Source organism: Rhodococcus sp. UNC363MFTsu5.1 (assembly GCF_000686785.1).
Taxonomy (GTDB): Bacteria; Actinomycetota; Actinomycetes; order Mycobacteriales; family Mycobacteriaceae; genus Rhodococcus_G; species Rhodococcus_G maanshanensis.
The window spans coordinates 1-10979 of sequence record NZ_JMLO01000050.1 but is presented as its reverse complement, the minus strand read 5'-3'; the positions used below and the strand labels follow the sequence as shown (position 1 = coordinate 10979).

At 69.4% G+C, this 10979-nt stretch carries 14 protein-coding genes; 7 read left to right on the top strand and 7 right to left on the bottom strand.

Translation table 11 applies throughout. The features are described 5' to 3' along the window. Both BR31_RS0124750 and BR31_RS0124745 read right to left on the bottom strand, forming a co-directional pair. Positions 1–273: DUF4259 domain-containing protein (locus tag BR31_RS0124750; protein ID WP_027503316.1), on the bottom strand; the 273-nt coding region annotated here is incomplete at its 3' end. 88 nt (positions 274–361) lie between these two features. After that, entirely contained in the window at positions 362–1150 is a 789-nt protein-coding gene (locus tag BR31_RS0124745) for a putative protein N(5)-glutamine methyltransferase (protein WP_037178275.1), read from the bottom strand. Positions 1151–1391: 241 nt separating this feature from the next. Between BR31_RS0124745 and BR31_RS0124740 the strand changes: the two genes are divergently transcribed. Together BR31_RS0124740 and BR31_RS0124735 are read left to right on the top strand one after the other, a co-directional pair. Beyond that, entirely contained in the window at positions 1392–1832 is a 441-nt protein-coding gene (locus tag BR31_RS0124740) for a MarR family winged helix-turn-helix transcriptional regulator (protein ID WP_027503314.1), read from the top strand. Between the two features lie 41 nt (positions 1833–1873). After that, a complete protein-coding gene (locus BR31_RS0124735) occupies positions 1874–2302 on the top strand; it encodes an organic hydroperoxide resistance protein (protein WP_027503313.1) in 429 nt (142 codons plus the stop codon). Between the two features lie 45 nt (positions 2303–2347). On the opposite strand, the gene BR31_RS0124730 is transcribed toward BR31_RS0124735, so the two are convergent. The 4 genes from BR31_RS0124730 to BR31_RS30045 form a co-directional block, all read right to left on the bottom strand. Further along, on the bottom strand, positions 2348–2854 hold the full coding sequence (locus BR31_RS0124730) for a VOC family protein (protein ID WP_027503312.1): 507 nt from the start codon (positions 2852–2854) through the stop codon (positions 2348–2350). Positions 2855–2864: 10 nt separating this feature from the next. After that, positions 2865–3743, bottom strand: coding sequence for an oxidoreductase (locus BR31_RS0124725; RefSeq protein WP_027503311.1), 879 nt, complete (start codon positions 3741–3743; stop codon positions 2865–2867). Between the two features lie 69 nt (positions 3744–3812). Further along, positions 3813–4043: a hypothetical protein gene (locus BR31_RS0124720; protein ID WP_156042620.1), complete on the bottom strand. Its 231-nt coding sequence runs from the start codon at positions 4041–4043 to the stop codon at positions 3813–3815. A 128-nt stretch (positions 4044–4171) separates the two neighbouring features. Next, positions 4172–5347 carry a hypothetical protein gene (locus tag BR31_RS30045; protein WP_156042619.1) on the bottom strand — a complete coding sequence of 392 codons (1176 nt, stop codon included), beginning with the start codon at positions 5345–5347 and terminating at the stop codon, positions 4172–4174. A 109-nt stretch (positions 5348–5456) separates the two neighbouring features. On the opposite strand from BR31_RS30045, the gene BR31_RS0124710 reads away from it, so the two are divergent. The 4 genes from BR31_RS0124710 (at position 5457) to BR31_RS0124695 (ending at position 9171) form a co-directional block, all read left to right on the top strand. Further along, positions 5457–6551 carry a Gfo/Idh/MocA family protein gene (locus BR31_RS0124710; protein ID WP_027503308.1) on the top strand — a complete coding sequence of 365 codons (1095 nt, stop codon included), beginning with the start codon at positions 5457–5459 and terminating at the stop codon, positions 6549–6551. Between the two features lie 47 nt (positions 6552–6598). After that, positions 6599–7519, top strand: coding sequence for a pseudouridine synthase (locus BR31_RS0124705; protein ID WP_027503307.1), 921 nt, complete (start codon positions 6599–6601; stop codon positions 7517–7519). A 115-nt stretch (positions 7520–7634) separates the two neighbouring features. After that, complete coding sequence (locus BR31_RS0124700; protein ID WP_027503306.1) at positions 7635–7850, top strand: hypothetical protein; 216 nt, start codon at positions 7635–7637, stop codon at positions 7848–7850. A gap of 97 nt (positions 7851–7947) precedes the next feature. Next, complete coding sequence (locus BR31_RS0124695) at positions 7948–9171, top strand: globin domain-containing protein (protein ID WP_027503305.1); 1224 nt, start codon at positions 7948–7950, stop codon at positions 9169–9171. A gap of 27 nt (positions 9172–9198) precedes the next feature. Here the strand turns inward: BR31_RS0124695 and aztD are convergent, their stop codons facing one another. Beyond that, entirely contained in the window at positions 9199–10446 is a 1248-nt protein-coding gene (gene aztD, locus BR31_RS0124690; protein ID WP_027503304.1) for a zinc metallochaperone AztD, read from the bottom strand. A 191-nt stretch (positions 10447–10637) separates the two neighbouring features. Between aztD and BR31_RS0124685 the strand changes: the two genes are divergently transcribed. Beyond that, on the top strand, positions 10638–10979 hold a 342-nt coding region (locus BR31_RS0124685), incomplete at its 3' end, for an MspA family porin (protein ID WP_037178278.1).

Genomic DNA, 10979 nt, shown 5'->3' with positions numbered 1-10979 from the left:
CGTCGTGACGATCCAGGCACGCTGCTCCGGGGTCAGGGACCCGACATACGTCGCGGCATCGATGCCGTCGAACTGCTGAGGTGCGGGCCGGAGTCCGTGTGCCACCGCGACGACCTCCGCAAGCGCGATGGCGGCCTCCGCCTCGTGCGACTCGAGGTACTCCTCGTCGGCATGCCTGCAAAAGTCGTCGATGTCGAAGTCACCGGCCCGAAGCGCCGCGAGCAGGTCGAGCGCACCGTCGTTCTCGAACGGTCCCGAACCCCAAGTCCCCATTCCTCACTCCTCCTGATCCGCGGGCTGCTCCGCCCGCCGTGCCGACCATACGATCGAGCACCGACGACGAGACCGAACCCTCGCACCCTCAGTCGGGGCGCCTGGTTCCGATCACGACGGTGGCGCCGGTCTCGTCCGACCGAGCGACCCGGGGGGTCAGTCCACCGCGAACGAAGGCGTCGAGCGTCAACGGTGCCTGCCGGTCGCTCGTCTCGATCAACAGGTGCCCGCCCGGCGCGAGCCAGCGGGTGGCTTCGGCGGCGACCCTGCGCTGGATGTCGACACCGTCGGTACCACCGTCGAGCGCCACCATCGGCTCGTGGTCGCGGGCCTCCGGTGGCAGCATCCCGATAGCGCCAGTCGGCACGTAGGGCGCGTTGGCCACCAGGACGTCGACCCGCCCGCGCAGGGACCGGGGCAGCGGATCGTAGAGATTGCCCTCGTACACCCTGGCCTCCGCGGCATTGCGACGCGCGCATCGGACGGCCGCCGGATCGACGTCGACTGCGTGCAGTTCGATGTCAGCCCTGGCCGCGGTCAGCGCGGCGCCCACCGCGCCGGACCCGCAACAGAGATCGACGACGACCGCCTGGCCGTGCGCGACGGCGGTCGCCTGGCGGGCGAGGAACTCGGTGCGCCTACGGGGCACGAAGACCCCGGGGTCCACGGCGATTCGCAGCCCGCAGAACTCGGCCCAGCCGAGGATCTGTTCGAGGGGCAGGCCGGCGACGCGGCGGTCCACCATGGCCGCGAGCTCGTCGGGGGTCGCGGCGGCGGCGGCGAGCAGGCGCGCCTCGTCCTCCGCGAAGACGCAGCCGGCGGCGCGCAGCCGGGCGACGATGATGGATTGCGGGCACAGCGATGAGATAGCAGACATGGGAACGCCTTTCGGAATGCCGATGGGCGCTCTCGCGATCACCTACGCCGGTCGGACCGCACACGGTGAGAGCACCCGGGTTGCCACAACGAACACCGGTCTCACCTCCTCGGTCGGACGACTACTGCGGACGCGAACGATACCCGAGTCGCGTCCGCGCGGCCACCGACATTCCGAGGGTCGCTTTGAGCCGCGTCACACTTGGTTGTGCACAACTTAACCGTGCACTACCTTCAGTCTCGTGACCGACGACCTCGCCCTCGACCGCCAGGTGTGCTTCGCCCTCTACTCGGCCTCGCGCGCCGCCACCGCGGCGTATCGCCCACTCCTGGAGGATCTCGGCCTCACCTACCCGCAGTACCTGGTGATGCTGACGCTCTGGGAACGTGACGGCCTCGGGGTCCGCGAGATCTGCGCGGAGCTCGGCCTGGACACCGGCACCCTCTCGCCCCTGCTCAAGCGGCTCGAAGGCCTTGGACTCATCGAGCGCAGGCGCCTGAGCACCGACGAGCGCCGTGTCGAGATCCACCTGACCGACACCGGCGCGGCCCTGCGCGGCCGCGCACGGGACATCCCACGCCGGCTCGCCGGTTCCACCGGAATGTCCGAGTCCGAGCTGACAGCCCTCCGGGAGGCCCTGGTCCGGGTCACCCGCGCATTACAGGACAGCACCCGACACTGAGCCCGACCAACCCGTTCCCCACCCACCCCAAGGAGAAACAGATGAAGGCGCTCTACACCGCAGAAGCCCTTGCCACCGGCGATGGACGCAACGGCCACGCCCGTTCCTCGGACGGCAGGCTCGACTTCGATCTCGCCATCCCGACCGCGATGGGCGGCACCGGCGACGGCACCAACCCCGAGCAGCTGTTCGCTGCCGGCTACGCGGCCTGCTTCCACTCCGCGCTGCAGCTGGTAGCCCGCCAGGCCAAGGCGAATGTCGCCGACTCGGCGGTCGGTGCCCGGGTCGGCATCGGCCCGCTCGACGGCGGCGGATTCGGCCTCGAGGTCACCCTCGAGGTGTCGCTACCGCACCTTGCACGCGCCGAGGCCGAGGACCTGACGGCGAAGGCTCACCAGGTCTGCCCGTACTCGAACGCCACCCGCGGCAACATCGAGGTCACCCTCGTGGTGGCGGGGGCCGACGACTAGGCCGCACCGGCCAGGAGCTCAGGACCGGCGGGCGAAGATCCGTTCCTACACAGCGGGATCGGTGCGCGGACCGCTCGGAGTGTCCGGCCCGTACCTCTCGATCTCGCCGTCGATGTCGAGGGGGCGGGTGGGCGGCATGCCCGGCACCAGCTCCTCCTCCACTCGGTCGTCAGGAACGAGCCAGCACACCTCGAACTCGATGCCGTCCGGGTCACGCGCGTACAGGGCCTTGGTCGACCCGTGATTGCTCGCACCGGTCAGCGCCCCCGCCTCGATGAGGTTCTCGCGCATCGACGCCAGGTCGGTGAGGGTGCCCACCTCCCATGCGAGGTGGTAGAGCCCGACGTCGCCCTGGCGGGCACGGCTCGGACCGCTCGGGCTCTGGAACAGACCCAGGTCGTGATCGTTGGCCGAGTTCGCGGCCTGCAGGAAGGCCGCGCCCGGGAATCCCCCTGGCAGCGGACGGAATCCGAGCACGTCCTGGTAGAAGGCCAGGCTGCGCGCGAGGTCGGACACGAACAGAACGGCATGGTTCAGTCGGCGAATGGTCATGTGTGTGTGCTCAGCTTCCGAATGAGTAGGTGACGCCGGTGAGCCGCTCGGACTCGCCCCACAACGCCCGGGCCACCGTATTGTCCCGCGACTTCGAGGAGGAGCCGACCACCTTCGGGTAGCCGCGCTGTTCGAAGGGCCCGTCCGGCCCGAAGTAGGTGCCACCCGACACGTCTGCGGCCGTCGCGGCGTAGAGCTCGGGCAGGGCGCCCATCTCCGCGCTCTGTGCCATCAGGTTGCCGATGCCCATCAGCCGGTCCCAGACGGACTCGGTGTGCCCCTGCAGGCCGGTGGACGCGTAACCGGGGTGAGCAGCAACGGATTTCACGCTCGATCCCGACTGGGTCAATCGGCGGTCGAGCTCGTACGCGAACATCAGATTGGCCAACTTCGACTGTCCGTACGCCGGCCAGCGGCGGTAGGTGCGGCGCTGGTAGTTCGGGTCGTCGAGATCGATGCTGCCGAGCCGGTGAAAGAGGCTCGACATCGTGACGACGCGATCGGTGATCCGGTCGAGCAGCAGCCCCGTCAACGCGAAGTGACCCAGGTGGTTGGTGCCGAACTGTGTCTCGAACCCGTCGGCGGTGGTGCCCTTCGGCACGGCCATCACACCCGCGTTGTTGATCAACACGTCGACCTTCTCGACGCCTGCGGCGAATTCGCGCACCGAGGACAGGTCGGCCAGGTCGAGGCGCCGCACCTGTGCGTTCTCCCCGATTTGGGCGGCAACAGCACCCCCCTTGTCGACGTTGCGACAGGCCAGGATCACGGAGGCGCCTGCCGCTCCCAGGGCGCGCGCCGCGACCTCACCCAACCCGCTGTTTGCGCCGGTCACCACGAAGGTGCGGCCCTGCTGATCAGCAATGTCCTGTGCGGTCCACTTCACCATCACCCCAGCTTACGACGAGGGCGGGCGCGGATCCGATGGATCCGCGCCCGCACCCGTGGTGCCGCTGTGCTACTTCTGGCCGCTGTTGGCGCCCGTGGTCAAGGATGCGAACAGGGCGGCGAGGTCCAGGCCGCTCGATCCGCCGCCGCAGTCCTCGTCGTCGGTCGTGCCGTTGTGGTTCGTGTCGGTGCACGTCTGCGCCGGGGGCGGGGTCGGGGTCGGGGTCGCACTGGCGACCGCCGGTGCGGCCATAAGCCCTGCGCCGACGAGGAACAGGCACGCGATAGAACGCCGAGTCATTCGTACTCCTGTGTCATCACATCCGGCCCCATGGCGGTGCCGGCTCTCGATGCGCGAGACCCTACATATACGGACGTCCGTTCAGGCTGATTCCGCGAATATTCCTCAAACCCAGCAGATCTCGGCGGCTACTGCATGCCGCTGGTGATCGTGCTGCCGCCGGCCGTACCGCCCGAACTGCCCGATTCGAGCAGGTTCAGGATCGGACCCGAGCCGGACCCGGAGCCGTTCCCACACCGGTCGGAGCTGCCCGAACTGCCTGCGCTGACCGAGCTACCGGCGCTGCCGGCCGCGGCCTGGTCGCAGGGCTCGGGATCGGGATCGACCGCCTTCGGCGTCGCGACGAAATTCAGGCCGGTGACATCGCCCGCACCGAGATCGGCCGGCTTGCTCGTCGCGTCGAGAACGCAGTCCGCGGCGGCGGTGGCCTCGACCTTGTAGCCCGGTGCGGCGGTGTAGTTCGTGAACGAATAGGTCCCGTCAGGCGCGGTCACCGTGGCCGCGACCTCGCTGCCTCCTGGGCCGATCAGCTTCACGGGCGCCCCGCCCGACGGCGCCCCCGCGGCGCCCGGGCACCCGGTGACCGTGCCGGAGACGTCATTGGCAAGCGAGGCGAACCAGGTCTGATACACCGGCAGACCCGAGCGCTGGTAGTAGGTGAAGGTCAGCGTCTTGAGGGCTGACGTCGGCTCGAACCAGGCCGCGGCACCGGACGTGTCGCTCGCCCCCGCGTTGCCGATCAATTCGCCCGCGCCGTTCCAGGTCGGCACGTCCGCGTCCGCCGGACACGGTGCCGGGCTTCCCCCGCAATAGTTGAAGGCCCCCTTGAACCCGAGCCCGGCAGCCGGGACCGCAGCCCCCGTCGCGTCGGTCGCCGAGACGACGACGCTGTCCGCGTCGATGTCGCCGAGGACGAAGGTCCAGCCGGCGGTCGGGGTCGCGGAGTCGAAGGTGTACGTGGTGGTCGACGGCGATGTCGCGTTGTCGGCCTTCGGGTGCAGGTTGATGTAGCCCTTGCCCTGGCTCGACCCGTACTTCGCGCCCACCGGGGTGTTCGCGTTGAGATAGGTCCCGGCACCGGAGGGGATCTGCACCGGGGCTCGGGAGTCGCTGGCGAAGGTTGCCGCGGGGAAACCGCCACCGAGTGTCATCGTGCCGGTGAAGGCCTGGGTGGCGCCGCCGACCGTCAACGGCCCCCAGCCACCGCCACCACCGTCCACCGTGTCCGCGGCCGCGATCCCGGGCAGCATCAGCGCCCCCACGGCGGCGAGCGTCAGAAGACATGCACCAGAGCGTCGGGTCATACGGAACTCCTGTGTAGTCGGATCCCACACCGCCCCCGACAGCGGCACACTAACGTGCTGGACCGTATCTCAATTTCAATGTCTCCGAGCAGAATCAGGCAGGAACAGCGTGACGGACAAGACACTTGGGCTGGCCGTAATCGGGACCGGCTTCGGATGCATCACCCACGTACCGGCGTTCCGGGATGCCGGGTTCGAGGTCCGCGCGCTCGTCGGCCGCGACCCGGCCCGCACCGCGGACCGTGCCGAGCGCATGGGGATACCGCACGCAGCGACCTCCCTCGACGAGGCCCTCTCGGTCGCGGACATCGACGCCGTCACCATCGCGACGCCCCCGCACACCCATGCGGCACTGGCCGTCGAGGCCGCCGAGCGCGGCCTGCACGTGGTGTGCGAGAAGCCGTTCGCGGCGGACCTGACCGAGGCAAGGGCGATGCTGGACGCCGCCGAGAAGTCCGGCGTCGTCCACATGGTCGGCACCGAGTTCCGGTACGCGAGCCCCCAGGCGCTGCTGTCCCGGCAGATCCGCAGCGGCGCGATCGGGGACCCGCGCCTCGCCACGTTCCTCATGCACCTGCCGCTGTTCGCCGCCGAGGGCAGTGAGGCGCCCGGCTGGTGGACCGATGCGAGCAGCGGCGGCGGCTGGCTCGGCGCGCAGGGCACCCACATGATCGACCAGATCCGCAGCACCCTTGGCGAGTTCGAGACGGTCAGCGCCGGACTCCCTGTCGTCGCCGACCGTGGCCAGAGCGCTGAGGACTCCTTCACCGTGCACTTCCGCACCACGACCGGCGTCGACGGTGTGCTGCAGAGCACGGTCGGCGCATGGGGGTCGCTACTGATGACCACCCGCATCGCAGGCACGCTCGGCACCCTGTCGATCAACGGCGACAGGGTGTTTCACGCCGACGCTACCGGCGAGCACGAGGTTCCGATGCCCGCCGACCTGACCAACCCGGCCCCGCAGCCGCCGCCGCACGATCTCTTCCAGACCACCTACGACTGGATGCACTCGACCGGGCTGGATCGCGCCCCGTACGCCCGGCTCGCCGACGCGTTCCGCAGGCGCATCCTCGGGCAGGCCCCCGACCCGAACGAGCCCGCGGCGGCGACCTTCCACGACGGCGTCGCGGGACAGGCTGTGCTGGATGCGATTCGCCGCTCGGCACGCGAGGGACGGTCCGTCCGGGTCGAGGCCCCCTAGCCGGCCGATCCTGGCCCTGCACCGCGCGACCGCCTACCCTCCGAGGGGTGTCCGCCGCCCCGCTCCCCGTTCGCGACGGCCTCAACCCCACCCGGCTGAGGCTGCCCGAGCGCGGCCCATGGAGCACGGTGATGGAGTATCTGCTCGCCCGGTTCCCCGACGATGCGGCGCGGTTGCGGGAGAAGGTCGCGCTGGCCGAGGTGGTGGGCGGGGACGGGATCCCGGTCACCGCCTCGACCGCGTTCGCACCCCGTTCGTTCGTGTACCTCTACCGCGACCCTCCTGCCGAGACCCGGGTGCCGTTCGAGATCGAGATCCTGCACCGGGATCGGGACCTGCTGGTCGTGGACAAGCCACACTTTCTGGCCAGCACGCCGCGGGGCAGGCACATCGTGGAGTCGGCGCTGGTCCGGCTGCGCCGCGACCTGGATCTTCCCGAGCTCACCCCCGCGCATCGGCTGGACCGCGTGACCGCGGGCGTGCTGGTGTTCACGGTCCGGCAGGAGGCCAGGCGCGCGTACCAACTGTTGTTCGAACAGCGACTGGTGACCAAGGAGTACGAGGCGATCGCCGGATTCGACCCGGAACTGACGCTGCCGCGGACCGTGCACAGCCGCATCGTGAAGGAACGCGGCATGCTCCAGTGCATCGAGGCACCGGGAGAACCGAACGCCCACACCCGCATCGAGCTGCTCGAGGCCCGCGGCGACCTGGCCCGCTATCGGCTGCTGCCGAGGACCGGGAAGATGCACCAACTGCGGGTTCACCTGAACTCACTCGGCATCCCGATCATCGGCGACAACTTCTATCCACTGCTGTATGACGTTGCGCCGGAGGACTATTCGAACCCGCTGCAACTCCTGGCCCGCTCGGTCGAATTCGCCGACCCACACACAGGCGAGCCGAGACGCTTCGTGAGTGAGCGGCGCCTGTCCGCCTGGGAGCGGACCGGCCCACCCAACCCTTAGCGAATTGCCAAGGAGCGCACACGGTGCGCTCACAGATCTCCGCCACCATCGGTATATCGGAAGAACCCGAACCGCCGGACACCCCGCCGGATCCGCACACCGATCGGAGCCCGAGATGACCGACCTCTGCATGATCCTCCAGCGCGCAGACGACACTGCGGACCTCTTCACGGATCGCGACTTCCTCGAGGCCGTCGCGCGGGCCGCGAACCTCCGCCAGGCCCACATCCTCGCCGAGCTGCTGACCACCACCGGCCATGACGAGGACGCCGACCTGTTCCTGGCCGCACACGCCGCGTCCTGCCTCGCGGACCTGCCGGACGCGGCCTGAGACACCGGAGAACCCACAGGTAGACGACCTACTACGCATCGTAGTGGAGTGCGTCACAATACTGGCATCTCAGATGCAAGTTAAATACCGTCGGGTCATGACCCTCTCCCCCGCATCCACCGAAGTCATCAAGGCGACCCTCCCCGCCGTGGGCGCTGCCATCGAGGACATCACCGCCCTCTTCTATCCGAAGATGTTCGCCGCCCACCCCGAACTCGAACGCGATCTGTTCAATCGGGGCAACCAGAAGCAGGGCCAACAGCAGAAGGCCCTCGCAGGCGCGATCGCCGCGTTCGCGGCGCTGCAGGTCAGCCCCGACGCCCCGCGCACGGAACTGATCATGTCGCGGATCGCGAACAAGCACGCCTCACTCGGAATCACCGCGGACCAGTACGTGATCGTGCACAAGTACCTCTTCCAGGCGATCGTGGAGGTCCTCGGCGATGCCGTCACCCCGGAGGTCGCGGCCGCCTGGGACGAGGTCTACTGGCTGATGGCCGACACCCTGATCGGACTCGAGGCGGACCTCTACTCCGCGTCCGGGGTCGAGGCAGGCGACGTCTGGCGCCGGATGGTGGTGGGCCGGCGCGTCCTCCAGTCCGCGGACACCGTCACCTTCATCCTCGAGCCGGTCGACGGCCAACCCCTGCCCGCGTACCGGCCGGGACAGTACGTCTCCGTCGGCGTCCGACTGCCTGACGGCGCCCGCCAGATCCGGCAGTACAGCCTGGTCGGCGCACCGTCGGAGTCCGAGTGGCAGATCAGCGTCAAGGCGGTCCCGGCGCAGATGCTGCCCGACGGCTCCGCGGCTCCGGCCGGTGAGGTCTCGAACCATCTGTACCGCAACCTTTTCGAGGGCGACGAGGTATCGGTGTCGCTGCCGTTCGGCGACCTGGTCCTCGAGGACGACGACGCTCCCCTGCTGCTGGTGTCCGCCGGGATCGGCTGCACCCCGATGATCGGGATGCTCAACCACCTCGCCGCCACCCGCGACCCGCGCCCGGTCTCCGTGCTGCACGCGGACCGCTCCCCCGCCCAGCACGCGCACCGGGCGGAGCTGGCCGAGCTCGTGCAGCGGATCCCGTTCGCGATGATGCACCGGTGGTACGAGGACCTGGGCACGCGGGACGCGGGTGACACCACGCACCTCGGCCGGGCGGACCTGTCCGCCATCTGGATCGAGCCGGGCACCCAGGTCTACCTGTGCGGGCCGCTGCCGTTCATGCTGTCCGTCCGCGAGACGCTGATGGAACGCCAGGTCCCGGCCGAGCACATCCACTACGAGGTGTTCGGCCCGGACAGCTGGGTAGCGGCGGGCTGACCGACCGCGCGGCGGCCGGCGGTACCGCTAGCCGCCGACGCCGGTGAGCTCGATCGGCGACTGCGGCAGGGCCGCCGAACGGACCACGACACCGGCCGCGAGGTCGATCGCATGGATCGACCTCGCGGCCGGGTCGCTGACGTAGGCCGTGCCGCCGTCGACGAACAGGGCCGGCCGCGGCGACTGCCACTTCTCCGGCTCGGACCAGGCACCGAGCACCGGTATCCGGTTGATGACAGCCCCCGTGTTCTGGTCGATCACGTGCAGGATGCCGTCGGTGCCCAACACCAGCGCCTCGCCGCGCGGGCCGCGGCCGAGGGACCGGAAGGTGTAGCTGGTGCCGAGGTCGACGGGCGTCATCGCGGCGGTCGTCGTGTTGACCAGCATCACTCGCTGCGGTCGTTCGAGTTCGGCGTCGCGGTCCGTCTTGTAGTCACCCAGCACCACGTCGGAGGTGTCCGCGCCTGCCTGGTTGCCGATCCGGCCGTAGGCGTCCGGGCTCGAGATCTTCGTGACCGCGCCGTCACGGTAGACGAGCACCCCGTCCTGGCACCCGAACACGACGACCCCGTTCGCGGCCGCGGCCTCGCCGTGCACGCCGGGGCACTGTTCGTTGCGGGTGACCTCCCGGCGCTCCCGGTCGAGGACGACGATGCCGGTGCGGACCTTCTCGTCGCCGAGCGTGGTGATCAGTCCGCCGTTCTCCAGTTCCACCGCAACCCCGTGGTGCGGCACGGCGGTCGTATGGCTGTCCACCGCCGGTTTCCCGCCCGCCAGCTCGTGCGGATCAAACATCTCGACCAGCCCCGACCCGTCGTGGAACAGCGCGGTGCGACCGGCATGCCGGACCACGTGACCGGGCTTGTTCGCGGCGAACTCGGTGCCGGTGAGCGCCGGGGGCGCGGTGTAGTGATGTGCGTGGTCGCCATGCGGCTCGGACCAGGTCCCGGCATCGAGTACCTCGAAGGCGCCACCGGACGTGACGAGGACGTGCCTGCCGTCTCCCGCGGGGTTCAGCCGGGTGAAGCCGTCGACCGGCACCTGCCCGACCACCGCGAGACTGTGGGCGTCGAGCACCAGCACGCCACCGTCATAGGACACCGCCAGGCGGGGTGTCGCGCCCGAAGCCTCCACCGGCGCAGCGGTTTCGGATTCTCCGGCCGCGGCGGCCTGCTCGTGAGGGGCGATCCCGGACGAGCAGCCGGCGAGCACGGCGGTCGCGAGGACGGCGGATGCCGCCACGGCGCGAACACGAGGAGTTGAGGTCTTGGTCATGTCGGTCAGCATCAGCCTTATTGCAAATGATTGTCAAAGTGTATAGTGCGCATGTGCGCATCCATCCGCACGAAACCCCTTCCCCGGAAGCACATTTGACATCGGGCCGCCACCCTCCCTAAGTTTCTGGAAATCATTTCCATGTGGGTTGGTGCCGCGCGTCCCTGGCCGCGGCCGATGAAGGGGATTCGATGAGCAAGTTCCGTATTGCCGGTGTCGGTGCTGCCGCGGCCGTGGCGATCGGCCTGATGTCGACCGGTGCGGCGCATGCCGACACGTTTGTGCCGCTGCCGGATGGGCAGAAGGCCGGGCCGGGTGTGGTCGTGGGGCGTACCGGTGAGAGTGTCCTGATCTCGCCGTCGCTTGCCGCCAACGGTGCCGGCCGCACCGCGTGGGTCTCGGGCACGGTCACCGCCGATGTCACCGGTGTCTCCGGTGAGGGTGAGGCGGGTCCGTGGAACGGTGCCACCAACGACAAGGGCACCAACAACTCCTCCACGCATGGGGTCTCGCGGATCAGCACCGGTTACATC

What these genes read in the sequence shown, in the direction of transcription:
- BR31_RS0124745 (WP_037178275.1), bottom strand. Translation starts at nt 1,150, where the DNA reads ATGTCTGCTATCTCATCGCTGTGCCCGCAATCCATCATCGTCGCCCGG.
- BR31_RS0124735 (WP_027503313.1), top strand. Translation starts at nt 1,874, where the DNA reads ATGAAGGCGCTCTACACCGCAGAAGCCCTTGCCACCGGCGATGGACGC.
- BR31_RS0124730 (WP_027503312.1), bottom strand. Translation starts at nt 2,854, where the DNA reads ATGACCATTCGCCGACTGAACCATGCCGTTCTGTTCGTGTCCGACCTC.
- BR31_RS0124725 (WP_027503311.1), bottom strand. Translation starts at nt 3,743, where the DNA reads ATGGTGAAGTGGACCGCACAGGACATTGCTGATCAGCAGGGCCGCACC.
- BR31_RS0124720 (WP_156042620.1), bottom strand. Translation starts at nt 4,043, where the DNA reads ATGACTCGGCGTTCTATCGCGTGCCTGTTCCTCGTCGGCGCAGGGCTT.
- BR31_RS30045 (WP_156042619.1), bottom strand. Translation starts at nt 5,347, where the DNA reads ATGACCCGACGCTCTGGTGCATGTCTTCTGACGCTCGCCGCCGTGGGG.
- BR31_RS0124700 (WP_027503306.1), top strand. Translation starts at nt 7,635, where the DNA reads ATGACCGACCTCTGCATGATCCTCCAGCGCGCAGACGACACTGCGGAC.
- BR31_RS0124695 (WP_027503305.1), top strand. Translation starts at nt 7,948, where the DNA reads ATGACCCTCTCCCCCGCATCCACCGAAGTCATCAAGGCGACCCTCCCC.
- aztD (WP_027503304.1), bottom strand. Translation starts at nt 10,446, where the DNA reads ATGACCAAGACCTCAACTCCTCGTGTTCGCGCCGTGGCGGCATCCGCC.